27 protein-coding genes and 1 pseudogene are annotated in these 25,786 nt (G+C 32.7%); 11 read left to right on the top strand and 17 right to left on the bottom strand.

Translation table 11 applies throughout. From position 1 onward, the window contains the following. Positions 1-164 precede the first annotated feature (164 nt). Positions 165-1,436 carry an acyltransferase family protein gene (locus BOW55_RS03290; RefSeq protein ID WP_129022956.1) on the top strand — a complete coding sequence of 424 codons (1,272 nt, stop codon included), beginning with the start codon at positions 165-167 and terminating at the stop codon, positions 1,434-1,436. 217 nt (positions 1,437-1,653) lie between these two features. Beyond that, positions 1,654-2,073, top strand: coding sequence for a nucleoside-diphosphate kinase (locus BOW55_RS03285; protein ID WP_129022955.1), 420 nt, complete (start codon positions 1,654-1,656; stop codon positions 2,071-2,073). A gap of 106 nt (positions 2,074-2,179) precedes the next feature. On the opposite strand, the gene BOW55_RS03280 is transcribed toward BOW55_RS03285, so the two are convergent. From BOW55_RS03280 to BOW55_RS03210, 15 genes and pseudogenes are all read right to left on the bottom strand, one after another. Then, a complete protein-coding gene (locus BOW55_RS03280; protein WP_129022954.1) occupies positions 2,180-2,449 on the bottom strand; it encodes a hypothetical protein in 270 nt (89 codons plus the stop codon). Positions 2,450-2,670: 221 nt separating this feature from the next. Then, the gene (locus BOW55_RS03275) at positions 2,671-2,967 is read right to left on the bottom strand and encodes a DUF721 domain-containing protein (protein ID WP_089052934.1); all 297 of its coding nucleotides are present in this window, start codon (positions 2,965-2,967) and stop codon (positions 2,671-2,673) included. Beyond that, the gene (locus tag BOW55_RS03270; protein ID WP_129022953.1) at positions 2,948-3,388 is read right to left on the bottom strand and encodes a hypothetical protein; all 441 of its coding nucleotides are present in this window, start codon (positions 3,386-3,388) and stop codon (positions 2,948-2,950) included. Before BOW55_RS03270 ends, BOW55_RS03275 begins: the two co-directional genes overlap by 20 nt. Before the next feature lie 281 nt (positions 3,389-3,669). Next, on the bottom strand, positions 3,670-3,849 hold the full coding sequence (locus tag BOW55_RS03265; protein WP_089056290.1) for a hypothetical protein: 180 nt from the start codon (positions 3,847-3,849) through the stop codon (positions 3,670-3,672). A 7-nt stretch (positions 3,850-3,856) separates the two neighbouring features. After that, positions 3,857-4,810 (bottom strand): signal recognition particle-docking protein FtsY, encoded by a 954-nt coding sequence (ftsY, locus tag BOW55_RS03260; protein ID WP_129022952.1) that lies wholly within the window; start codon positions 4,808-4,810, stop codon positions 3,857-3,859. Between the two features lie 266 nt (positions 4,811-5,076). Further along, positions 5,077-5,229, bottom strand: coding sequence for a DUF4295 domain-containing protein (locus BOW55_RS03255; protein ID WP_071634818.1), 153 nt, complete (start codon positions 5,227-5,229; stop codon positions 5,077-5,079). A gap of 71 nt (positions 5,230-5,300) precedes the next feature. Then, positions 5,301-5,482: pseudogene (rpmG, locus tag BOW55_RS03250) on the bottom strand (50S ribosomal protein L33). Between the two features lie 27 nt (positions 5,483-5,509). Further along, on the bottom strand, positions 5,510-5,746 hold the full coding sequence (gene rpmB / locus BOW55_RS03245; protein ID WP_008468080.1) for a 50S ribosomal protein L28: 237 nt from the start codon (positions 5,744-5,746) through the stop codon (positions 5,510-5,512). A gap of 71 nt (positions 5,747-5,817) precedes the next feature. Beyond that, positions 5,818-7,071: a CinA family nicotinamide mononucleotide deamidase-related protein gene (locus tag BOW55_RS03240; RefSeq protein WP_129022951.1), complete on the bottom strand. Its 1,254-nt coding sequence runs from the start codon at positions 7,069-7,071 to the stop codon at positions 5,818-5,820. Between the two features lie 222 nt (positions 7,072-7,293). Beyond that, the gene (locus BOW55_RS03235; RefSeq protein WP_089052930.1) at positions 7,294-7,638 is read right to left on the bottom strand and encodes an Hpt domain-containing protein; all 345 of its coding nucleotides are present in this window, start codon (positions 7,636-7,638) and stop codon (positions 7,294-7,296) included. Then, complete coding sequence (locus tag BOW55_RS03230; RefSeq protein ID WP_089056246.1) at positions 7,638-8,249, bottom strand: fumarylacetoacetate hydrolase family protein; 612 nt, start codon at positions 8,247-8,249, stop codon at positions 7,638-7,640. Before BOW55_RS03230 ends, BOW55_RS03235 begins: the two co-directional genes overlap by 1 nt. 90 nt (positions 8,250-8,339) lie before the next feature. Further along, on the bottom strand, positions 8,340-9,110 hold the full coding sequence (locus BOW55_RS03225; RefSeq protein WP_089052928.1) for a 3'-5' exonuclease: 771 nt from the start codon (positions 9,108-9,110) through the stop codon (positions 8,340-8,342). Positions 9,111-9,320: 210 nt separating this feature from the next. Next, a complete protein-coding gene (locus tag BOW55_RS03220) occupies positions 9,321-10,631 on the bottom strand; it encodes a dihydrolipoamide acetyltransferase family protein (RefSeq protein ID WP_129022950.1) in 1,311 nt (436 codons plus the stop codon). An 84-nt stretch (positions 10,632-10,715) separates the two neighbouring features. Next, positions 10,716-11,879 carry a glycosyltransferase family 2 protein gene (locus tag BOW55_RS03215; protein WP_129022949.1) on the bottom strand — a complete coding sequence of 388 codons (1,164 nt, stop codon included), beginning with the start codon at positions 11,877-11,879 and terminating at the stop codon, positions 10,716-10,718. 31 nt (positions 11,880-11,910) lie between these two features. Then, entirely contained in the window at positions 11,911-13,092 is a 1,182-nt protein-coding gene (locus BOW55_RS03210; RefSeq protein WP_241686457.1) for a hypothetical protein, read from the bottom strand. A gap of 117 nt (positions 13,093-13,209) precedes the next feature. On the opposite strand from BOW55_RS03210, the gene BOW55_RS03205 reads away from it, so the two are divergent. Then, positions 13,210-13,800: a hypothetical protein gene (locus tag BOW55_RS03205; RefSeq protein WP_129022948.1), complete on the top strand. Its 591-nt coding sequence runs from the start codon at positions 13,210-13,212 to the stop codon at positions 13,798-13,800. 36 nt (positions 13,801-13,836) lie between these two features. Here the strand turns inward: BOW55_RS03205 and BOW55_RS03200 are convergent, their stop codons facing one another. Next, positions 13,837-15,027: a DUF5009 domain-containing protein gene (locus tag BOW55_RS03200; protein WP_129022947.1), complete on the bottom strand. Its 1,191-nt coding sequence runs from the start codon at positions 15,025-15,027 to the stop codon at positions 13,837-13,839. A gap of 198 nt (positions 15,028-15,225) precedes the next feature. Here BOW55_RS03200 and BOW55_RS03195 point away from each other — a divergent pair, with 198 nt between their 5' ends. The 4 genes from BOW55_RS03195 (at position 15,226) to BOW55_RS03180 (ending at position 19,529) form a co-directional block, all read left to right on the top strand. Further along, positions 15,226-16,191: a T9SS C-terminal target domain-containing protein gene (locus BOW55_RS03195; RefSeq protein WP_129022946.1), complete on the top strand. Its 966-nt coding sequence runs from the start codon at positions 15,226-15,228 to the stop codon at positions 16,189-16,191. Positions 16,192-16,282: 91 nt separating this feature from the next. Next, positions 16,283-18,145, top strand: a complete 1,863-nt coding sequence (locus BOW55_RS03190; protein WP_129022945.1) for an ABC-F family ATP-binding cassette domain-containing protein — start codon at positions 16,283-16,285, stop codon at positions 18,143-18,145. 105 nt (positions 18,146-18,250) lie between these two features. Then, positions 18,251-18,721: an FKBP-type peptidyl-prolyl cis-trans isomerase gene (locus BOW55_RS03185; RefSeq protein WP_129022944.1), complete on the top strand. Its 471-nt coding sequence runs from the start codon at positions 18,251-18,253 to the stop codon at positions 18,719-18,721. A 28-nt stretch (positions 18,722-18,749) separates the two neighbouring features. Next, complete coding sequence (locus tag BOW55_RS03180) at positions 18,750-19,529, top strand: O-methyltransferase (protein ID WP_129022943.1); 780 nt, start codon at positions 18,750-18,752, stop codon at positions 19,527-19,529. Positions 19,530-19,583: 54 nt separating this feature from the next. On the opposite strand, the gene BOW55_RS03175 is transcribed toward BOW55_RS03180, so the two are convergent. Then, positions 19,584-20,240 (bottom strand): DUF6565 domain-containing protein, encoded by a 657-nt coding sequence (locus tag BOW55_RS03175; protein ID WP_129022942.1) that lies wholly within the window; start codon positions 20,238-20,240, stop codon positions 19,584-19,586. A gap of 305 nt (positions 20,241-20,545) precedes the next feature. Here BOW55_RS03175 and BOW55_RS03170 point away from each other — a divergent pair, with 305 nt between their 5' ends. From BOW55_RS03170 to secA, 4 genes are all read left to right on the top strand, one after another. Further along, on the top strand, positions 20,546-21,232 hold the full coding sequence (locus tag BOW55_RS03170; protein WP_089056257.1) for an ABC transporter ATP-binding protein: 687 nt from the start codon (positions 20,546-20,548) through the stop codon (positions 21,230-21,232). Between the two features lie 62 nt (positions 21,233-21,294). Then, complete coding sequence (locus BOW55_RS03165) at positions 21,295-21,864, top strand: cob(I)yrinic acid a,c-diamide adenosyltransferase (protein ID WP_129022941.1); 570 nt, start codon at positions 21,295-21,297, stop codon at positions 21,862-21,864. A 172-nt stretch (positions 21,865-22,036) separates the two neighbouring features. Beyond that, positions 22,037-22,258, top strand: a complete 222-nt coding sequence (locus BOW55_RS03160) for a DUF2795 domain-containing protein (RefSeq protein ID WP_007138072.1) — start codon at positions 22,037-22,039, stop codon at positions 22,256-22,258. An 87-nt stretch (positions 22,259-22,345) separates the two neighbouring features. Continuing rightward, on the top strand, positions 22,346-25,690 hold the full coding sequence (gene secA, locus BOW55_RS03155) for a preprotein translocase subunit SecA (RefSeq protein WP_129022940.1): 3,345 nt from the start codon (positions 22,346-22,348) through the stop codon (positions 25,688-25,690). Positions 25,691-25,786 lie beyond the last annotated feature (96 nt).

Genomic DNA, 25,786 nt, shown 5'->3' with positions numbered 1-25,786 from the left:
AAAAGCAAAAAGTAATTAGACAAATTCGAGCAATCCGTGACTAAAAAACAATACAAGGAATAATTCTGAGAACCAAATAACCACCTTCTTCTCGAAATTATTGCCTCTCTAAACCAAATAGAAAAATTTTATAAAAACAAAAATTAACCTATTTACCAAAAACTATGACCAGAGAGCGCTTGATTTCGTTAGATGTCTTTAGAGGACTCACTATTTTATTGATGACAATTGTAAACAACCCCGGCGATTGGGGCAATGTTTATCCGCCATTATTACATGCCGATTGGAACGGATGCACGCCTACTGATTTAGTATTTCCGTTTTTCATCTTCATAATGGGTGTTGCGGTCCCATTAGCAATGCCGGATAAATTTTATGACGGTTCCACTTTTAATAAAATCCTAGTTCGCTCTTTACGAATGCTTTGTTTAGGGATTTTCTTTAACTTTTTTGGAAAAATTCAGTTATTTGGGCTCGAAGGAATCCCACTTTTAATTGGCCGATTAGCCATTACAATTGCTGTAGGTTATGCTTTAATGCGAAGTTTCAGTTCCAAAGTCAAAAACATACTAGCCTTTTCAATTCTCTTTATTTATCTATTTCTAGCTTACAGCGGTATTGAAGCTTATAGCAGCGTAAGACTTCCAGGAGTTTTACAAAGAATTGCGATCGTTTATTTTGTCGTTTCTCTTTTGTACTTAAAAACATCTCAAAGAACACAAATCATAACTGGAATACTTTTACTATTTGGCTATTGGGCAATTATGACCTTAATTCCTGTACCCGGAATTGGTGAAGCTAACCTTGAAAAAGGAACAAATCTAGCTTCTTGGGTTGACAGTGTTTTACTAAAAGGACATATGTATCGCGGCACCATAACTTGGGATCCTGAAGGAATCTTAAGTACAATTCCATCAATCGTAAACGGAATTATCGGTTTATTAATTGGACAGGTTTTACAAGCAAATGCGATCAAAATACAAAAAGCGCAAAAAATGGGCATCATAGGTACGATACTTATCTTTTTTGGTTTAATCTGGGACATCGTTTTTCCAATAAATAAATCACTTTGGACAAGCAGTTATGTTTTGTACACTACAGGATTAGCTACAGTGTTTCTAACGATTTTATACTATATAATTGATATTAGCAATTACAAAAAAGGCTTCAAACCTTTTTTAATTTGGGGCGTAAATCCAATGATTGTTTTCTTTACTTCGCAAATTATTCCGCAGGCTTTAATAATGATCGAATTTCAGAATCCGCATAATACCTCAGAGAAAATCAACTTATTAAATTACTTATATAGTTTCGGGATTGCACCATTTTTCAACAATCCAATGACTGCTTCGCTGGCTGGCGCACTGACCTATGTTTGTATTTGGACGTTTATTCTATGGATATTCTACAGAAACAAATTAATATTCAAAGTATAAAAATGTTTCACCATATAAGTAATGTAAATTCATTTTAGAAAATGGCAAAACTTCTTAAGCTGTTTCCCACACAGATTTAAATGAACTTACATTACTTATATGGTTTAAAAAAGCTTTTATTCACCGAAACATCATTCTAACGTGTTTTAATTACGAATTAATTAAAATCAATTCATAAAAAAAGTATACTTTTGCACAAAATTTAATAAAATAAAAAATGGCAACAAATAGAACTTTTACAATGATTAAGCCAGATGCTGTTGCAAACGGACACATCGGGAATATCTTAGCAATGATCACTAACGGTGGTTTTAAAATCGTTTCATTAAAATTAACTCAATTAACTGTAGCTGATGCTCAAGCATTTTACGCAGTTCACGCAGAAAGACCTTTCTACGGAGAATTAGTTGAATTTATGTCACGCGGACCAATTGTTGCTGCAATTTTAGAAAAAGAAAACGCAGTAGAAGATTTCAGAACTTTAATTGGAGCTACAAATCCTGCTGAAGCTGCTGAAGGAACTATCCGTAAAGCATATGCTACTTCAATTGGAGAAAATGCAGTTCACGGTTCTGACAGCGACGAAAATGCTGCAATCGAAGGCGCATTCCACTTTGCTGGAAGAGAGCAATTCTAATTTATGATTTTAGAGTTCAGTATTAATAATTACTGAACTTTGCACATAATAAAAAGCCGTTTCAAATTTGAAACGGCTTTTCTATTTTATTAATCTATGTAAACAATTAAGCGTTCTCTCTTTTTAAAGTATTTTCCATTTCCACTAAATCGACTAAATTACTTTTCAGGTTTAACTTTAAAGCATCGAAATTGCTATGATAAAAACTAGAAATACAACCTACTCTTTTTCCTTCTTCAAGAATAAAAATAGACTCATAAACACTGCCTTTTCCAGTCTCGAACATAGTAGCAAAACCATCTAATTCAGCGTATTTATATACTATCGATTTTCCTAATCCAAAGTAACGTTTCACTAGTATACTATCTTCATACATTGTTATGCTGTTTGCACGAGTTTTCAATATAGTTAACCAGAAAACAACAACAAACAATAAAAACAAAATGGCTAATATTATATTTTCCTTTAGCGATATAAAACATAAATAAATAGCCAAAAAAGGCAAAGCACTCAAATATGAGATTAAAACAATCGGGAAAATTTTAAACTTCGATTTTATGATTATCATAATTTACCTATCTTAAATTTCAAATGAGATTATCTTAAAACGACGTCTTTAACAACCTCACGACCCAATTCTTCATTAATCATCTTAACGATTTTAGATTTTCCATGACTTAACTCTTCCCTTAAAACGGCCGACGCAAGTTCAACATAAAGCGTACTTCCTTTTAAAACAACATTTCTGGTGTATGTGTTCACTCCATTTCCCATCAACTGTCTCCATGCCTCTTTTACATCAATTTGATCCATTCCAGGCTGCAATTTATTCACCTGAATAATTTGCTGTAAAACATCGCCAATTGTACTTTGATTATTTAGTCTTTTTGCCATTTTCTAAAATATTAACTGGTCCTGCTTTTTTATAATGATATTCTTTATTTTGATCGTTCTTTACAACAAAAGTTTCATCTGAAACAGAGATCAACTCCTCGCTCCATTTGGCATAGTCCGTCTTATAATCCAAAAAAGTTCCTTTATCTGTAAATCTTACAACAACATTTTCAAAAGTATTTGTAGTTAAAAAAGTACCATCTAACTGCGCCATAACTTTCGTACGAGTACCTTTATTCCCTTTTATTTGAAAATAATCAAAGTTCTCATTCATTCCGTATGCTTTTTCTTCACCTTTATCAAAAACCACCTTTTCAATTTCCCAGTAACCATTAAGTTTTTCAATATCTGCGGGTTTTATTTCTTGTTTACAGCTTATAAACAAAAGCGACAAAACCAAAACCATAAAAGTGTTTTTCATAATAATTTATAATATTAATTTGGAGCTTATTCCTGCTGTCCGCTGTATCTTTTCCTGCCTAAAGAAGCCAGAAAAAGGATGCCGCTCCCATCAGGGCTAGGACTCCCATTTTCAAAAAGAAATTTAGTGAACTACAAAGTTAAACTTATATAATTCAAAAGAAGTAAAAAGTAAAATTAATAAAAAACAAAAATAAGATTACCATTAAACTATAGATACAGCCAAAAAGCCGTCTTTTATAATTTAACGAAATCTTACATTTTTAAGAATTAATAAATTACTTAATTTTTAGTACGAAGCCTTTTAAGAACTCCCATAAAAAAGAATCCTATTCCAAGAACAAGCAGAACATAATAAAAAGAAAGACTGCTGTCTCTTAAAACATTTGCTAAAACAAAACACACCACACTTGCAAAATAAAACACAACTGCCGATATATTTTTTAAAGAAGAAAAACTCATTATTATTTTATTTAAAGAAACTGTCAACGAATTCATATTTATTAAAGACTTGTAAATCTTCAATTCCTTCGCCAACACCAATATATTTTACAGGAATTTGAAATTGGTCTGAAATACCAATCACAACACCGCCTTTTGCAGTTCCATCTAATTTTGTTACTGCCAATGATGTTACTTCTGTTGCTGCCGTAAATTGCTTAGCTTGCTCAAAAGCGTTTTGACCTGTTGAACCATCTAAAACTAAAAGCACATCGTGTGGAGCATCTTCAACCACTTTCTGCATAACACGTTTCACTTTAGAAAGCTCATTCATCAAATTAACTTTATTGTGTAAACGTCCAGCGGTATCAATAATTACAACATCAGCATTTTGAGCTACCGCAGATTGTAAAGTATCAAAAGCTACAGAAGCAGGATCGCTTCCCATATTTTGTCTTACGATTGGCACATCAACACGATCAGCCCAAACCTGCAATTGGTCTATTGCAGCGGCACGAAATGTATCTGCAGCACCTAAAACTACTTTATAACCCGCTTTTTTAAACTGATAAGCCAGCTTACCAATTGTAGTTGTTTTCCCAACACCATTTACTCCAACCACCATTAAAACATATGGCTTTTTGTTTTTTGGAATATCAAACTCTGTTCCTTCGCCTGTATTGGTCTCAGATAACAAACCACCTATTTCATCACGAAGAATTTGATTTAATTCGGCTGTACCTAAATATTTATCTTCGGCAACGCGTTTTTCAATTCTTTCAATGATTTTCAACGTTGTATTTACACCAACGTCTGAAGCAACCAAAACTTCTTCAAGATTATCTAAAACGTCATCATCAACTTTAGATTTTCCAGCAACAGCTTTGCTTAACTTAGAGAAAAAAGTAGTTTTTGTTTTTTCAAGACCTTTATCTAAAGTCTCTTTTTTTTCGGTAGAGAATAATTTTTTAAAAAAACTCATTTTTTATTTATTGTTAGTTGTAGACTGCTTCTTAGGGCTTAAAAACAATCCTAATGCTTATAGAATGCCTTTTGCTTTTAATTTAACCCCGACAGGAACGATATCCTTTACTTGTCTTCTTTAGACAAGTAAAGATAAAGAGTATGGCGGGAATTAATGTTTAAAAAAACACAAATTGTATGGTTTCTACAATTTTTTAAACAAATATAAAAAATAAAAAAGCTACTTCCGAATGAAAGTAGCTTTTCTATATATTGTAAATGTAATTATTTCTTTTTCAAGAAATTATCAACTTCTTCAGGAGCCATAATAGATTCTACGAATGTATATGCACCAGTTTTAGGAGATTTCACCATTTTGATGGCTTTTGATAATCTCTTAGAAGATGTTTGTAACGATGCTACGGTTTTCTTTGCCATGATTCAAATGTTATTTGAAGTTTTATAAAACTCAAATGGCCAAACCACTGAGACTTATAAATCTCTAATTATTACTTAATTTCTTTATGAACAGTTACTCTTTTTAAGATTGGATTAAATTTTTTAATCTCTAATCTGTCTGGAGTATTTTTTTGTTCTTAGTTGTAATGTATCTAGAAGTTCCTGGAACACCAGAAGTCTTGTGCTCAGTACATTCTAAAATTACTTGGATTCTATTACCTTTCTTTGCCATCTTGCTATATATTTATTTAGGAAAAGATTATTTGATAAATCCTTCTGACTGCGCTTTTTTCAAAACAGCAGTGATTCCATTTTTATTAATTGTTTTTATCGTAGATGCTGCTACTCTAAGAGTAATCCATCTATCTTCTTCTGGAAGATAAAAACGCTTTTTAACTAAGTTTACAGAAAACTTTCTCTTAGTTTTGTTCATAGCGTGAGAAACGTTATTTCCTACCATCGCTCTTTTACCTGTAAGGTCACAAACTCTTGACATTATACTTATCTTTTATCGTTATTCAAAATCAGGGTGCAAAGAAAAGAAAAATAAACCATTGTAGCAAAAAATTATTGCACAATTTTTAAAATTTCTTTCTGTAAAATTTCCAAACTCTTAATCGTGGCTCTATCTATCACTTTTTCACGTGGTTGACCAAAGTTAAATTCTTCTACAATTATCTCTGTTGGGGTAGCCAAAGCTATAAAAACAGTGCCAATTTCAGCATCTGAATCCCCTTTTGAGGGTCCGGCGTTACCAGTTGTCGCAATTGCATAGTCCGTTTTCAGTATTTCTTTCACATTCAAAGCCATAGCTGATGCAACCTGCGCACTTACCACTGTAAATTCATCTACTAAATCCTGCGAAACACCAAGAACATTGACTTTAGCCTCTGTTGCGTACGAAACAATACTTCCTTTAAAATATTTTGAAGAGCCTTCTACCGAAGTTAACAACGAAGCAATTCTTCCTCCGGTACAACTTTCTGCTGTTGAAATCGTTTTATTTTGTCTGGAAAGAAACTTAGCAATTACAGTTTCTATCGTTTCATTTTCTTCGTAACCAACTATTATATCATGAATTATAGCATCTAAAGATTTTACATTCTCTTCTATTGCTTTTTCTAACTCGGCTTTATCCGTTCCTCTGGCTGTTAATCGCAAACGCACTCTGCCTGGATTTGGCAGATACGCTAATTTTATAAAATCCGGCAGATTATTCTCCCAAGTTTCTATACGCTCTGCAACTAAACTCTCTCCTTGACCATAGGTCAAAATAGTTTTATGAATGATATAAGGGCGCTTGTATTCTTTGACTATTTTCGGAATTATCTCTTCTTCGACTAAATATTTCATCTCATACGGAACTCCGGGAAGTGAAATAAATACGGTATTTTCTTTTTTCATCCACATACCCGGCGCAGTACCTACTTGATTATGAAGTACTGTACAGGTAGACGGAACGAGCGCTTGATCTTTGTTTAATTGCGAAATTGGTCTTTTATAAAAACCTTCTATTAACTGCGTTACATGCGCTAAAACTTCTGGATTAACAACTAATTCGTCGTTAAAATATTCGCAAAAGGTTTTCTTCGTAACATCATCTTTTGTAGGCCCTAAACCACCAGTTACAATCACAACATCAACTTTGTTTTGCAATTGCTCAAAAGTATCTAAAATGTGTTTTTTATCGTCACTAATCGAAATCATTTCTGCAACTTCAACACCAATTCGATCAAGTGATTTAGCAATAAAACCAGAGTTTGTATCAATAATTTGACCTATCAAAATTTCATCTCCAATAGTTATAATGGCTGCCTTCATACAAATATTATTTTCACTTGCGGTAATGCAAGTTGTTATTAGAAAGTAGATTGCTGTTTTTACTTTATTTATAAGGAAATAAAAGCTGGATTCTTTTTACAACAAATACCAGATGTTGAGCAAACGAAGTTTTTAGAAATTGAAAAACAACCTCAACAATAGAAGAAATCCTTAATTCTTATTCTTTTCTTAAAAAAAACAAGAATTAAGAACATTTAGATCTTACAAATCAAAATCTTTCTTGATTTCTTTGATCGCATCTTTAACCTGAACTTTTATACTTTTAAAAGTCTCTATAATATCCTTTTTCTTCCCCTCAGCTTTTGTCCAAGCTTCTACTTGCAGAATCTCTTCAAAAGCAACATTTAACCCCATTAAATCTAATGTAGGTTTAATTTTATGAGCATAAGAATAGGCATATTTATGATCCTTTTTCTTAATTCCCTCTTTTATTTGTTTTAAATCTTCAGGGACTTCTGTAACAAATAAATTAAGAATTTCGTTTACAAATTCAGGATCGTTATCTGAAAGCGCGTACACTTTCGAAAGGTTGTACTTTAAGGCCATTATTTTACTTGTATTCTAAATAATTTTTTATCTTCTAAAAAGCCCTCTAAAATATCATTAGGCTTAACCGATGCAACACCCGCAGGCGTCCCAGTAAATATAATATCTCCAATTTTTAACGTAAAAAATTGCGATACGTACGAAATCAATTCGTCAATTTTCCAAAGCATAAAGCTTGTATTTCCTTTTTGAACAGTTTCATTATTATTCTTGAGTTCAAACGTAAGATTTTCTAATGAAACAAAATCACTTTTTGGCAAAAAATCACCAATTACAGCAGAACCGTCAAAAGCTTTTGCTTTTTCCCACGGCAATCCTTTTGCTTTTAATTTATCTTGTAAATCTCTGGCTGTAAAATCAATACCTACACTAATTTCTTCGTAATATTTATTAGCAAACTTTGGTTCGATATATTTTCCTACTTTATTAATCTTTACGATTACTTCTAATTCATGATGAACTTCTTCAGAAAATTCTGGAATTACAAACGGATGCTGCTTCAACAAAACTGCCGAATCTGGCTTCATAAAAACCACAGGTTCATCTGGTCGTTCGTTTTTTAATTCCTCAATATGATTGGTATAATTTCTACCGATACAGATTATCTTCATTTTTCTTAAGTGTTCAGTAATCAGTTTTTAGTGTTCAGTAAAACTTAGCACTCAAAAACACTGAACACTAAAAACTGAACACTGAATACTTTATTTAGTGTTTAATTTTCTTAATTTAATTGCCGTTAAAACTTTTTTGGTATACAAAGGAAAGTCTGCATTTTGAATCCAACTGAAGTAACCCGGCTCTGATTCTAATACTTTTTCTACTTTTGCTCCTTTATGTTTTCCGAAAGTAAAAATCTCTTCATTGTCTTTATCAAAAGCAATCATTCCAGCAAAGTCAGCTATTTTTTTTCGAGTTGTAAATTCAGACAATGATTTCATATCATTCTCTAATTCTGGATAACGATCTAATTGTGCTTTTAAAATTTCGTAAGTTGCCATTGTATCTGCTTCTGCAGAATGGGCATTTTCAAGGCTTTTTCCGCAATAAAATTTCAAAGCAGCACTTAATGTACGCTCTTCCATTTTATGAAAAATAGTCTGCACATCTACAGAAACTTTATTTTTCATATCAAAATCAACTCCTGCACGAAGTAATTCTTCTGCCAATAACGGAATATCAAAACGATCTGAATTAAAACCTCCTAAATCACTATCCTTAATCATATTGTAAACCTGTGGTGCCAACTCTGTAAAAGTAGGCTCGTTTGCCACTTTTTCATCAGTTATACCATGCACAGCTGTTGTTTGCGGCGGAATTGGGATAGTGGGATTAACTAACCATGTTTTACTTTCTTTATTTCCGTTTGGAAAAACTTTGAATATCGAAATTTCTACAATCCGATCTTTACCGATGTCAATTCCAGTAGTTTCTAGATCAAAAAAACAAATTGGTTTGTTAAGCTTTAATTCCATTTTTAAATTTTATAAGTTTACAAATGTAATTTTTAAAGCGGAATTTCCTTTGCAAATTTTTATTTTTTTGCCCAAAATAAGTCTCTTTTTTGCATTTTAACATCAAAATTTATCAGACAACAATTTCTTCTTAATTGTATCTTCTTATTTTCCTACAAACAAAAAACCCGAAAAAACTAATTTTCGGGTTTGTATCTAAATATCGATCGATTAAAAATCACGATCTACATCAAAAGCTTCTAAATACTCTGCTACTCTTTTCACAAAACTTCCTCCTAAAGCTCCGTCAACAACTCTATGATCGTAAGAGTGAGACAAGAACATTTTTTGACGGATTCCGATAAAATCACCTTCTGGTGTTTCGATAACTGCAGGCACTTTACGAATCGCACCAAGAGCTAAAATACCAACTTGAGGCTGATTGATAATTGGAGTTCCAAAAACACTTCCAAATGTTCCAACATTTGTTACTGTATAAGTTCCACCTTGTGTATCATCTGGTTTTAATTTTCCAGCTTTTGCACGATTTCCTAAATCATTTACGGCTTTTGCCATTCCAACAAGATTTAATTGATCTGCATTTTTAATTACAGGAACAATTAGATTTCCGTTTGGCAATGCGGCTGCCATTCCTAAATTAATATTTTTCTTTTTGATGATATAATCTCCATCAACAGAAATATTCATTCCAGGAAAATCTTTTAAAGCTTTTGCAACAGCTTCCATCATAATTGGAGTAAAAGTAAGCTTCTCGCCTTCTCTTTTCTCAAAAGCAGTTTTCACTTTATCTCTCCATTTTACAATATTTGTTACGTCAACTTCAATAAATGATTGTACGTGAGCCGAAGTTTGAACTGAAGCCGTCATGTAACCTGAAATCAGTTTACGCATTCTGTCCATTTCAATAATTTCGTCACCTCCATTAACAGAAACTGGAACAGCCTGCTGGCTTTTTTGCACTATTGACTCTGCCGCTTTTGGCGCAGCAGCAACAGTTTGCGGAGCAGGAGCACCTGATTTTCTATTTTCTATAAACTTTAGAATATCTTCTTTTGTTACGCGTCCATCTTTTCCTGAACCTGCAATATTGTTCAATTCAGCAACAGAAACACCTTCTTCTTTTGCAATATTTTTCACTAAAGGAGAAAAGAATTTATCTGATCCAGAAAAATCCTGCGGTACAGAAACTGCCTCTTTAACTGTTTCTATTGTTTTTTCAATTTCTACTGCTTCTACAGGAACTGCAGTTTCTTCAACAGCTTGCACAGCTGGAGCATCACCTTCTGTTTCAATAATAGCAATGGTTTGTCCTACTTGAACTAAATCGTCTTTACCAAACAATTGTTCAACTAAAACGCCCGACACTTCGCTTGGCACTTCGCTGTCAACTTTATCAGTTGCAATCTCTAGTACAGCTTCATCAGCTTCAATTCTGTCTCCAACTTCTTTCAACCAGTTTGTAATGGTTGCTTCAGCGACACTTTCTCCCATTTTTGGAAGTTTTAATTCAAATCTTGCCATATTGTTATCCTCAAGGGTGATTTTGATTATCAGATTGCGAAATTACTGAATATTTTAAATATAAATTACATTTAATATAATTTTCTACTCAATTTTCACAATTTGACCCATGTCATTTCGCGAATTGCTTCCAATTATAAAATTTGTATTTTTAGGTAAAATCTTAAAAGTAATGTTCTTATCTTTAAGAGTTTCTATGATTTTGATACATTTTTTGAATGAAACATACTGATTATCCAAAATTATCTCAATGTTTTTCCCCTTAAAAACCTGGCACGAATTTACCATTTTTTCTTTTTTTAAATCTAAAAACTGCACTTTATTTTTTAAAATAGATGGTAATTTTTCAGACAAATTTTGATTTGAGGAATAAAAAATAAAACTTTCCGGCGATGGTTTTACTTTTATTTTCGCTTGAAACATTTTGAAAAATGAAAAAACAAAACTTCCTATTTGAATAAAAAATGTAAAAAACCAAGATTTCTTAAAATGCTTTTGATAAAAGTAATTCATTGCTTCTTGAAAACGCAGCATATATTTTTCGTCCTTTACTGTACTTTCTCCTTTATAGTGCAAAACAGTCGTTTCATGAAAATAATAATTTGATTTTTGCTTCAAAAGTGCACGATAAGACAAGTCAATATCATCTGCATACATAAAACAATTTTCATCAAATCCTCCTAGTTCAAGGTAAAGATCTCGTTTCATAAACATAAAAGCTCCCACTAAAATCTCAACTTTTCCGCTTTGATCTTTATTTAAATGCTGGGCATAGTAACGATTAAATATTCGTGATTTTGGAAATACTTTATACAAACCAAAAATCTTTGTAAAAGCAACCCAAGGAGTTGGAATACCTCGTTTACTTTCGGGCAGAAAACTTCCGGTACCGTCAATTAATTTACAACCTATTATTCCTAAATCTTGCTTTTCTTCGGCGAAAGCCAAAATTTTAGTAAATGTATCTTCTGCAACGACTGTATCAGGATTTAAAATACAAATGTATTTTCCCGATGCAAATTGAACTCCAATATTATTGCCTTTTGGAAAACCAAAATTGCGATCATTCTGAATTAATTTAATATTAGGGAATTTATTTTTCATCATCAAACAACTATCGTCAGATGAATTATTATCTACTACAATAATTTCGGCATCAAGTGTTAAAAGTGCTTCTTGAACACTCAAAATGCATTGTTCGAGAAAGTAACGCACATTATAATTAAGTATAACAACCGATAATTGCATGAAATTTTAAGTAATTTGATTTTTGGGAAAGTTAGAAATTTTCGGTTAAACCTAATCGCAGCGACCAATCGTTTTTGCTAACTCCAAAATCCAGCACCAAATTACTATTATTCTGTTTATTCCATTTAATACGTAATCCCGTTCCAACGGCGGGATTCCATTTACTAAACTGATAGGTGTCTAATTTTGAAACTGAGGAAATATTGGTAAAAAAGACGGCGCCCCAAAAACCATTTTTTGAAATATCGGTACGATATTCGGTTTCAAAATAAATAAGTGCATTGCTTCTAAATCTATTTCTGGTAAAACCACGACCCGTTTTTCCGTCTCGATCCCAACCAATACTTGGCAAGTCAAGATAATGCGGTTTTCCTCCAAAAGTGGACCAATAAAAGGCTCTATACGCTAAAACTCGATGTTTGTGTTTATTAAACGAATGATATTTTCGGGCATCAAAATAAATAGAATTCCATTTTTTACCATCGACTCCGCTTGTATTCATTCTATAATCTGCTTCGACATACAAACCTTGTTCTGGATTTACATTGTTTTCTCTAGAATCATACAAACCTTGAACAGCAAATCCTAACGAAGTTTCATCCGTAAAATCACCGTTCATATATTTAGAGTAATCTGTTTCTTCATCTATGTAGGAATCTTCAGAAATATTTTGATAATTATCAAACAATACGCCCAATCCCATTCTGAAATTACCAATAACTTTTCGGGTTGTAAATTGATAAAATCTCCATTGCTGATAATCCAAAGTAGACATTTTATCTTCGGTATTATGTCCTCCCAAACCATAAGTATCTTGCGGATAAATCATATACCTGTAATCTCCTATAAAGTTCCACTTATTATCTGCCGTATAAATATAAGACTGCACAGGAAAAACATATTGTTTGGTGAAACTAAAATAAGGAGAAAAGGTAATTTGAGACATTCGTGTTGTTTTGCTGTCTCCCAAATAAAATGTGGTTAAAAATGACACTACTAATCCAGCACTTTTATTTGCATCTATAGGAACTGGAAGCAAAGAAAATGCTACTTTTTTTTCTGGTTTTATTCGAACAGAATCGTTTTTATGGAAAAGCTTATACAATACATCCAAAATGTCTTTTTGATTATTCGAAATGGAATCATTTTGTGCGTAACAAAACGACATCTCAAAAAAGAAAAATAAAACAAGTATTGATTTTGCTTTTTTCATTTCGTAAAGTTTTCGGAAACAACTTCTTACAAATTTAAAATTTTATTTAGAATAGGTATCTCTTTCAAAATAATAAAAAAGAAAATTATATTTTTGAAGATGAAACCTCTCTTTTTTATGAAAAACAAACCGTCGATTATCCTGAACTATTTTCTTTTTTCTTTAGTCTTGCTGTTCATGTATAGTTTTTCTTCATTAACCGTTTCTTCGAGCTCAAACTTAGATCTTGTAAAAACTTCGACATGGTATATTGCAGGCCCAACGAAAGAAACACAGGAAACCATTAATAAAATGAGAAAAGAAAAGGGGTTAATTAAGATTACAGCAAAAGAAAATCCAGCAGGTGCAATTGAGCTGAATGTGATGATTTCTGAATCTGACTCGAATGACGGCGTTCCCACAAATTTATCTAAAAACTCAAAATATGTGAGTATTACCTATAAATCAAATGAATTAATAAAACTTCAGGCTCGCGAAGGAAATGAAGAAGGCACTGGATGTATGCATGGCGGCTTACACCCAAGAGTTGATCTTCCGATATCAGCAAAAAGCTTTACGACAATAAAAATTCTGTGGACAGAGTTCAAGCAAGATGGTCTTGCAGATGGAAAGGTTTTAAATATCCATAACCTTTGCAAATTCAATTTTGTAAACTACAATCCAACATCAAACGCCGTTTTAGAAATAAAATCTGTTCGTATTCATTAACCGTTTTATTACAAATAGAATCTCTTGTTTGACTTACTATAAATGAAGTTGAATTTTATACTTATTACATACTTTCATAACAAAAAGCATAATTGTAGAAAATACTAGTGACCAAATTATTCCCGGAACTCCTACTCTAAAATAACCTGGAATAATATGAAATCCCAAAGCTTTGCAGAAATAGTAAATTACTCCGGGAAGAATGTAAATTAATAAAGGGTTTGCTGCGGCTGGCATAAAAAACGCACTCCATTTTGTTTGTTTCTTAACTTCCATTAACCAATACAAAAAGTAAAACAGCACGGTACAAATTCCAGCAGAAAACATGGTCCAAGACGGCGTTCCTTTTATTTTTGAAATTCCAAAATAAGGGCGCAAAAAGTACCCGATTGCAAAAAACAAAACGGCAAAAGCAATTACCGGCCAGTTAATTTTTTGCTGTGTTTTCCTGTCAAAAAACAATAACGAGATTATTACTCCTGCACTCACTAATGCAGCGTGCGTTAAATGTCCAGCAATAAATTTAAACCAAGGCAGATTTGACAGCGGAAGATCAGCACTTAGATTTATTGAATTTGCAATTACACAAACAAACAAAAATGCAATCATCGCCCATAATCGTCCTGAAACAAGCCAATAGTAAATTACCGAAAAAAGATACGCCCAGCCAATTAATCCTAGAATTCCCCACCATTTAGGCGTTATTCCAATTTCGCCGGTATCTCGCACATATAAAAAATAAAGAATAACCAGAACGAGCATTCCGCCGTAGTGAAGACTGTTTTTTAACCAAATTGGGAAATCTTTAGGGTATTTATTCCAAATAGGAATTGGCATTGCATAGGCTAAAAGCGCCCAAAGCACCGGAGAAATAATCATTTTTGAAGCATCAAAACCATATTCGGCATTAACCATAAAAACACCAATAATGATTAGAGCCAAAGCTCTTTTTAAAGTATGAATCCAAATTACTTTAGGACTGTCTCCTTTAAGCAATCTGGCATTGAAAGCAAATGGAATTGACATACCTACAATAAACAAAAAAGCAGGAAAAACTACATCAACAAAAGTCATCGCATCTGCATCTGCAGGCATATGCCTAAGCCATTGCGGGACTTCTTTTATACTTGCCAATTCATTTACAAATATCATTACAAAAATGGTAATTCCACGTAAAGCATCTATTGATATAATCCTTTGATTGTATAAATTTTCTTTAATTTTCATAAATTACTTTGTTTTTGGCAATAACAAATTTAAAATAATAGACGAGATCTCGTTTTTATTTCTAATAAATATTTTAAAAAGAATCTATCTTAAAATAATATCTAAAATGAACTTCAAAAATCAAAATGCAACAAAAAAGCCTTTTTCATGTTAATCTCTTAATACCGTACTTTTGTTTTTATTAATGCCTATTTGTAAATGAAAAAAGTAATTTTCTTTTTCCTTATAATTTTCACTTCAGCTTATTCGCAGGTTTCTGGCTGTACAGATCCTCTTTCGAAAAACTACAATCCAAAAGCAACTCAAAATGACGGAAGCTGTCTCTATAAAAACATAAAAGTAAAACCTGTATATTCAATCAAATTAAGTGACTCTGTGAAAGAAACTTCAGGACTAATTGCATTCGACAACTTATTATGGACACATAATGACGATCATGATAAAACTATTTACGGATTGGACTCTATTGGGAATATTAGACGGAAAATTATTCTTGAGCACGCTGTAAATAATGATTGGGAAGAAATATCACAAGACAGCACACATATTTATATTGGCGATTGCGGAAATAATGCAAGCGGAAATCGAACTGACTTAAAAATTCTAAAAATAAACAAAACATCATTTTTGAATGAGAATCCAATTATTGAAACAATTTCATTCAAGTATTCTGATCAAACTGATTTTTCTGCAAAGAAGCCAAACACAACCAAATTTGACTGCGAAGCTTTTATAGTTTCAAAGGACAGTATTTATCTGTTTACCAAGCAATGGAAATCTTCAAAAACGAGTATTTACGTTTTACCAAATCACGCTGGAAATCATATTGCACAATTTAAAAGCACAATTAACACAAAAGGTTTAGTTACGGGTGCCGTTTTTCTTGAAAACAAAAAAGCAATTGTTTTGTGCGGTTACTCAAAAACAGGAAAGCCTTTTCTCTATTTATTGTATGATTTTAAAAATGGAGATTTTTTATCAGGAAATAAACGTCGAATACATCTAAAACTCCTATTTCATCAAATTGAAGGAATTACCACAAAAGACGGACTTCATTATTTTATTACAAATGAATCTTTGGTTCGCAAACCCATCTTAAATAATCCGCAGCAAATACATTACTTTGATTTGAGTCCTCTTCTAGGATCGTATCTCCATAAATAATTCGCAAATGCAAGATAATAGTTTACTTTTGCAGAAAGTTATGTTTTTCAAAACATTCATAACTCATATTTTATAACTTATAATTACAAAAGTGAATTACTTATCTGTAGAAAATATATCAAAGTCATTTGGCGAAAGAGTCCTTTTTGACAACATTTCTTTTGGAATCAATAAAGATCAAAAAATCGCTTTTATTGCCAAAAATGGTTCTGGAAAAACAACTATTATGAGTATCATTAATGGTTTAGACGAACCAGATACCGGGCAAGTTGTTTTAAGAAAAGGAATCAGAATGGCTTTTCTGTCGCAGGACAATAATTTGCAGGATGAACTTACGATTGAAGAAAGTATTTTCGCTTCAGACAATGAAACGCTTAAAATAATTGAAGCATACGAAAAAGCACTAGAAAACCCAAATGACGAAGAAGCGTACCAAAAAGCTTTTGACGGAATGGATCAGCATAATGCTTGGGATTTTGAAACGCAGTACAAACAAATTTTATTCAAGTTAAAACTTGAGGATTTTAAACTTAAAGTAAAAAATCTTTCTGGAGGGCAAAAAAAACGTCTTTCATTGGCCATCATATTAATCAATCGCCCTGATTTATTGATTCTAGATGAGCCAACCAACCATTTAGATCTTGAAATGATCGAATGGCTTGAAAGTTATTTTGCTAAAGAAAATATCACCTTGTTTATGGTAACGCACGACCGTTTCTTTTTGGAGCGTGTTTGTAACGAAATTATCGAATTAGACAATGGTAAATTGTATCAATACAAAGGAAATTACTCGTATTATTTAGAGAAAAAAGAAGAGCGAATTACTTCTGAAAATTCTAGTATTGACAAAGCAAAAAATCTTTTTGTAAAAGAATTAGAATGGATGCGCCGCCAGCCAAAAGCGAGAACAACTAAATCTAAATCACGTCAGGACGATTTTTATGTAATTAAAGAAAAAGCACAAAGCCGACGTAAAGAAAACAAAGTTGAGCTTGAAATTAACATGGAAAGAATGGGAAGCAAAATTATCGAGCTTCATAAACTTTCTAAAAAATTCAAAGACCGTGTTATTCTAGACAACTTTAGTTTTGATTTTCAGCGTGGTGAAAGAATTGGAATTATTGGTAAAAACGGAACAGGAAAATCTACTTTCTTAAATCTTCTTACAGGAACAATTCCGCCAGACAGCGGCAGGGTTGTAAAAGGAGATACTATTAAAATTGGATATTATACACAATCCGGAATTAATCCAAAACCGGGTCAGCGTGTAATTGATATTATAAAAGAGTACGGAGAATATATTCCGCTTGCAAAAGGAAAAATCATTTCGGCTTCGCAATTGTTAGAGCGTTTTCTTTTTGATGCCAAAAAACAATACGATTATGTCGAAAAATTAAGCGGTGGAGAATTAAAACGTTTGTATTTATGTACGGTTTTAATTCAGAATCCAAACTTTTTAATTCTAGATGAGCCAACAAACGATTTAGATATTGTAACGCTAAACGTTCTTGAAAGTTTCCTTTTAGACTATCCAGGATGTCTATTAGTAGTTTCGCACGACCGTTATTTTATGGATAAAATTGTCGATCATTTATTTGTTTTTAGAGGAAATGGAGAAATCGAGAATTTCCCTGGAAACTATTCTGATTTCCGTGCTTATGAAGACAGTGCCGATGTGGCTCAAAAAGAAGAAAACAAAGCCGAAAAGAAAGACTGGAAACAAAACAATCCTACTGGAAATTTAAGTTTCAACGAGCAAAAAGAATATCAAAAAATAGAAAGAGAAATTAAAGATTTAGAAATCGAAAAAACTAAAATCGAGCAATTATTCTCTGACGGAAAAGTTGCCGACGCCGATATTGAGAAAAAAGCAAACGAACTGCAAAGCATCATAAACAAAATAGATAAAAAAGAAGAACGCTGGTTTGAACTTTCGGCTAAACTTGAAAGTTAATATTTCAGTTATAGATTTTTGTTTTCAAAAAAAATCATTTTTTCAACTAAAACACAGACTAAAGCCTAATTTTATATATTTACGATCTTTAAAAACAAATACCACATGAAAAAATTATTAGTTGCTTTTTCAATTCTTACCTTTTTTATCTCTTGTTCAAGTGATTCTGGATTAGAAAAAATTCCTGAAAAAATAGATTACAGCGTTGAAAACGAAAAAGAAATCACAGATTATCTAGTTAAAAACAATTTAACAGCAAAAAAAACAGACACTGGTTTACATTATATCATTACTGAAGAAGGAACCGGCAAACAACCCATTACACAATCATCTATTACTGTTACCTACAAAGGTTCTCTTACCAATGGAAAAGTTTTTGATCAAAATGCTTCGGGCGCAACTTTCCCATTAAGCAAATTAATTTTAGGATGGCAGCAAGGATTACCCTTTTTTAAAGAAGGCGGAAGTGGTATTTTGTTTGTTCCAGCACATTTAGGATACGGCAGTTATTCTGTTTCTGGCATTCCAGGAGGTTCTGTTTTAATATTTGAAATTAAACTGATTACCGTAAATTAATTCGCCTGAAAAACGAAATATTATAAGAATGCTTTTTCAAATACAATCTTATCTAAAATTTCTTTGGAATTCTAAAAACGAACATGGTGTTCACTCCCCTTTCGTTTTTAGTCTGCTGACAAAATGTTTCTATGATAAGAAGCCTAAACCAGAATATAAAATTCTAAAAAAATACAGAAAATTACTTCTTGAAAACAAAAATTTCATCGAAGTAACTGATTTTGGCGCAGGTTCAAAAGTCTTTAAATCAGATAAGAGACAAATTTCTAAAATTGCATTGACGGCTGGAATTTCTCCAAAACGTGCTGAACTATTATTTAGAGTAACCAATTATTTCAAGCCAAATAACATTCTTGAAATAGGAACTTCATTAGGTTTAGCAACTTCTGCCCTAGCTCTTGGAAACACAAACGCAAAAGTTACTACTATTGAAGGATGCCCACAAACTGGAAATATTGCAAAAAATCAACTGGAAAAATTTGATTGCAAAAACGTCGAAAACATAATTGTAGAATTTGAATCTTTTTTAGTTTCTGAAAATCTAAAATCTAAAACATACGATCTAATTTACTTTGACGGTAATCATTCTAAAAAAGCAACTTTAGCCTATTTTGAAAGTTTATTACCAACAATCAACAACAATTCAGTTTGGATTTTTGATGATATTCATTGGTCTCCAGAAATGGAGGAAACTTGGGAAATCATAAAAAATCACCCAAAAGTAAAAGTTACTATCGATACCTTTCAATGGGGATTTGTATTTTTTAGATACGAACAAGAAAAAGAGCATTTTATAATTAGAGCATAACAAAAAAGACGATCAGAAATGATCGTCTTTTTTGTTTCAATAAAAACTTGAAGATTATTTTTTAGCTGCTGCCGTTTCTTCAGACTTCGCTCCTATTCTGTTTACTGTATACATTGGTGCAAACTTAAGTTTTAAACCAGCGATTTTTCTGTTATCTTCAGCAGTAAGACCTTCTTTTTCAACTGTATTTTTACGGCTGTCAAGTGCCTCATACATAAGTTTAACTTCATCCCAGTCTTCTCTTGAATACTTATCTTTATTATTCTCAACTGTATGAACAAATTGCTGGTAAACACTATGAATGTTTTTAGCATTTACCCAATCAAAATTCATATCATCACCAATCTTGCCTTCACCAAATAAGGTATTTCGTAATTGTTGTTTTGGGCTTGGACTTGGGGCAAAAAGGACAGCCATTTCATTTCTAAACTCTTCATATTTAACTTTACTCGTGTTTATTTTCTCCGTTGCCGCGGTATTGTCTTTAATATCTGCCAAAGCCAATTGTGCTTCTTCTGCTCTTTTATCATATTCAGTTTCTACACCTTTCCAATTTTCTTTCAAATCATCAGCGGTTACATTTTTAACTGAATCGACATAAGCCACATAAGAATCTATTGTTTTTTGAGCCTTTTCTTGTTTCTCATCTTTACACGAAGTAAAAATTAATGCAATAAATGCAATTCCTGACACTAATTGTATATTTTTCATAATTCTGATTATTTAAGATTACATAACAAATATAGTTATAACCCTAAGCGTTTTATTACACAATTATCACTTTTACAGCGTTAAACACAATATAATTCAGTAAAACTTAAAAAACATGATAATTACATAAAAACAACTCAAAATGGTATAACAGCATTTTCGATTCTAATTTTATATTATCCAAACAAGCACAAAAACGTAAATCAATATAAAAAACTTCATTTTGTAACATAATTCAATTTAAAACTACTTATCGTTTATTGAAAAGTGTTTTGTACTTTTAAATCCAAAAATTGTAAAACGAAATGGCAAATCCATTAATTAAAATAACCGACATAAAACGAAATTTTGTTCTAGGTAATGAAATTGTATATGTTTTAAAAGGAATTAATTTAGAAATCAACAAAGGAGAATATGTTGCATTAATGGGGCCTTCGGGATCTGGAAAATCAACTTTAATGAATTTATTAGGTTGTTTAGATACTCCAACTTCTGGGCGATACATTTTAAACGGAAAAGATGTCAGCCAGATGAAAGATGATGAATTGGCAGGAATTAGAAACAAAGAAATTGGTTTCGTATTTCAAACCTTTAATCTTTTACCAAGAACAACTGCCCTAGACAATGTTGCATTGCCAATGATTTATGCTGGACATTCAAAATCAGAACGTAATGCGAGAGCAGTCGAAGTACTAACGCAGGTTAATCTAGCAGATAGAATGGATCACCAGCCTAATCAGCTTTCGGGAGGACAACGCCAGCGTGTTGCCATTGCGAGAGCATTGGTTAACAAACCATCTATTATTTTGGCCGATGAGCCAACGGGAAACTTAGACAGTAAAACTTCGGTAGAAATTATGAAGCTTTTTGGTGATATTCATGCACAAGGAAATACCGTAATTCTGGTAACTCACGAAGAAGATATTGCGGCTTATGCGCATCGCGTTATTCGTTTAAGAGATGGATTAATCGAAAGTGACACCACGAAATAGTTTAACCGGAAAAGAAAAACTTAGCATCTTAGCACCTCAGAACCTTAGTATCTTAAAAAAAAATGAAAGTATATACAAAAACAGGCGACAAAGGAACTACGGCTCTTTTTGGAGGCACGAGAGTTCCTAAAGATCATATCAGGATTGACAGTTACGGAACTGTTGATGAATTAAATTCTTACATTGGATTAATTCGCGATCAAGAAATGGATTCTCATTATAAAACTATTCTAATAGAAATTCAAGATCGCTTATTTACCGTTGGAGCAATATTAGCAACACCACAAGAAAAAGAGGTTTTAAAAAACGGCGAACTTCGTTTGAAAAACTTAGGCATTATTGATTCTGATATTGAATTACTTGAAAACGAAATTGACAAAATGGAGGAAAGTTTACCGCCGATGACTCATTTTGTTTTACCAGGCGGACATCCCACCGTGTCACATTGTCATATAGCACGCTGCATTTGCCGCAGAGCAGAACGTTTGGCAGTGCATTTAAGCCATAATGAACACGTTCCTGAAGTAGCAATCAAGTACTTAAACCGACTTTCTGACTACCTTTTTGTCTTGGCACGAAAGTTGTCCTCAGACTTAAAAGTGGAGGAAGTGAAATGGATTCCTCGCAAGTAAAAATTTAGATTTTAGAGCTTCGTTTTTAGATTTTTTTCAATGTATTAATCTAAAATCAACAATCTAAAATCTGTAATTTAGAAGACGTTCTTAAATTTTATTAAAATAAATCAAAATTTACTTGTCTTTTTCAGTAAAAAATTTATTTTTGCACAAACTAAACAGATAACAGATGTATTGGACATTAGAATTAGCATCTTATTTAAGTGATGCGCCATGGCCTGCTAACAAAGACGAACTTATTGACTACGCTATTAGAGCTGGTGCTCCATTAGAAGTAGTAGAGAACCTTCAATCAATCGAAGATGAAGGCGAGATATATGAATCAATGGAAGAAATTTGGCCTGATTATCCAACAGACGAAGATTATCTTTGGAATGAGGATGAATATTAAAAAATAAACCAAAGGAAAAAGTCTCATCACCGAGGCTTTTTTTTTGGTTCAAATACACAACATATAATAAAGAAATACTAATAAATTATGAGTTTCATAAACAGCATCATCAAGGTCTTTGTAGGTGATAAATCTCAAAAAGATGTCAAAGCTTTACAACCTTATTTAAACAAAATTAAAACATTCGAAACCAGCTTAATGGCTTTATCTCATGATGACCTAAGAGCTAGAACTGTATATTTTAAAGATAGAATTAAAGAAGCCAGAGCAGATAAAGATGCTAAAATTGCTTCGCTTAAAGCTGAAGTTGAAAACATCGAAGACATCGACAAAAGAGAAGATCTTTATGATGCGATAGACAGTCTTGAAAAAGAAGCTTATGAAATTTCTGAAAAAACTTTATTAGAAATTCTTCCAGAAGCATTTTCTGTAGTTAAGGAAACAGCACGTCGTTTTAAAGACAATTCATTTATTGAAGTTACTGCTACTCCAAAAGACAGAGAATTTTCGGCTTCAAAAACGTATGTTACTATTGAAGGTGACAAAGCTACTTGGGCTAACAAATGGAATGCTGCTGGTAAAGAAATTACTTGGGACATGATTCATTATGATGTTCAGTTAATTGGAGGAATGGTTTTGCATGAAGGTAAAGTTGCCGAAATGCAAACAGGTGAAGGTAAAACTTTGGTAGCAACACTTCCTTTATACTTAAATGCTTTGACAGGAAACGGAGTTCACTTGGTAACTGTGAATGACTACTTAGCAAAACGTGACAGCACATGGAAAGCGCCTTTATTCGAATTTCATGGTTTAACTGTTGATTGTATCGATAATCACCAGCCAAGTACTGAACAAAGAAAAAAAGCATACGATGCCGATATCACTTACGGAACCAACAACGAATTTGGTTTTGACTACTTAAGAGATAACATGGCGCACTCGCCTAGCGATTTAGTTCAAAGAAAACACAATTATGCGATTGTCGACGAGGTCGATTCTGTATTAATTGATGATGCTAGAACACCGCTTATTATTTCAGGACCAGTTCCTCAGGGAGATCGTCATGAATTTAACGAATTGAAACCGAAAATCGAAAACCTAGTAGCGCAACAACGTCAATTAGCAAACGGTTTCTTGGCAGAAGCTAAAAAATTAATCAAAGAAGGAAATACTAAAGAAGGCGGATTCTTATTATTAAGAGCTTACAGAAGTTTACCTAAAAATAAAGCATTAATTAAATTTTTGAGTGAAGAAGGAATCAAACAATTGCTTCAAAAAACCGAAAATCAATATATGCAAGATAACAATCGCGAAATGCATAAAGTTGATGAAGCTTTATACTTTGTGATTGAAGAAAAAAACAATCAAGTCGAATTGACAGACAACGGTATTAAATACCTTTCTGGAGATACTGATGCAGATTTCTTCGTTTTACCAGACATTGGTACAGAAATCGCTGCAATTGAAAAACAAAAATTAGACAAAGACGCTGAAGCGGAAGCTAAAGAACGATTATTCCAAGATTTTGGGGTAAAAAGCGAGCGTATCCATACTCTTACACAACTTTTAAAAGCATATGCTTTATTCGAAAAAGATGTAGAATATGTGATCATGGACAACAAAATTATGATTGTCGATGAGCAAACAGGTCGTATTATGGATGGTCGTCGCTATTCTGACGGATTACACCAAGCGATTGAAGCTAAAGAAAATGTAAAAATTGAAGCTGCAACTCAAACTTTTGCAACTGTTACATTACAGAATTATTTCAGAATGTACAGCAAATTGGGTGGTATGACAGGTACAGCAGTTACTGAAGCTGGAGAGTTATGGCAGATTTACAAATTGGATGTTGTTGAAATTCCAACCAACCGTCCGATTGCTAGAATAGACAAAGAAGATTATATCTACAAAACAACAAGAGAGAAATTCAACGCTGTTATCGAAGATGTTACTGAATTATCAAACGCTGGAAGACCAGTTTTGATTGGAACAACTTCTGTAGAGATCTCTGAATTGTTAAGCCGAATGTTGAAAATGAGAGGTGTTACACACAACGTATTAAATGCTAAAATGCACAAGCAAGAAGCACAAATCGTTGAAGAAGCTGGTAAAGCTGGTGTTGTAACAATTGCTACAAACATGGCTGGTCGTGGTACCGATATTAAATTATCTCCAGAAGTAAAAGCTGCGGGAGGTTTAGCAATCGTTGGTACAGAACGTCACGATTCTCGTCGTGTAGACAGACAGTTACGTGGTCGTGCTGGTCGTCAAGGAGATCCAGGAAGTTCTCAATTTTATGTTTCTCTAGAAGATAACCTAATGCGTTTATTTGGTTCTGAAAGAGTTGCTAAAGTTATGGACAGAATGGGACTTCAAGAAGGTGAAGTTATTCAACATTCGATGATGACTAAATCTATTGAGCGCGCTCAGAAAAAAGTAGAAGAAAACAACTTTGGTGTTCGTAAACGTTTATTAGAATATGATGACGTAATGAACTCACAACGTGAAGTAGTTTACAAACGTCGTCGTCACGCATTGTTTGGTGAGCGTTTAAAACTGGATATTGCAAATATGCTTTACGATACGTGCGAACTAATCGTAAGTAATAATAAAGTAACAAACGATTTCAAAAATTTCGATTTTGATTTAATTCGTTACTTCGGAATTACTTCTCCAATCTCAGAAGCTGATTTTACAAAATTATCAGATATTGAAATTACAGGAAAAGTATACAAAGAAGCACTTGCTTTCTATACTGAAAAAACAGAAAGAAGCGCAAGAGAAGCTTTCCCAATTATTAAAGGAGTTTACGAAGAGCCAAATAATCATTTTGAAAGAATCGTAGTTCCATTTACTGACGGAATCAAAACGCTTAATGTTGTTACAGACTTAAAGAAAGCATACGAAAGCGAAGGAGCTCAGTTAATTGCTGATTTTGAGAAAAACATCACACTTTCGATTGTCGATGAGGCTTGGAAAAAACATTTACGTAAAATGGACGAATTGAAACAATCTGTTCAATTAGCCGTTCACGAACAAAAAGATCCATTGCTTATCTACAAATTAGAAGCTTTCAATTTGTTTAGAGGAATGTTGGACAACGTTAACAAAGAAGTTATTTCATTCTTATTTAAAGGAGATTTACCTGCTCAAAACGTTCCTGAAATTCACGAAGCAAGAGAAGTTCGCCAGAAAGAAAATTTACAATTAAGCAAAGACGAAATTGTAAACAGCGAAGAAATTAATCGTGAAGCTGGAGAAACACAACAACGTCAAGTTACAGAAACCATTGTTAGAGAGATGCCAAAAATCAATCGTAATGACAATGTAACTATTCAAGAAGTTGCAACTGGTAAAACAGAAACAATGAAATATAAAAAAGCAGAAACTCTTTTAGCTTCAGGAGCTTGGGTTATTGTTAAAGAATAATTTTTATTTCAAATTACATATTAAAGCCTGCAAGTTTTCAAAAACTTGCAGGCTTTATCATTTAAAAGAACCTTCAATTGCTTAAACCTCTTGAAT

This window comes from Flavobacterium sp. YO12, from assembly GCF_004119495.1.
Classification (GTDB): domain Bacteria; phylum Bacteroidota; class Bacteroidia; order Flavobacteriales; family Flavobacteriaceae; genus Flavobacterium.
This window is presented reverse-complemented; position numbering and strand designations above follow the sequence as displayed.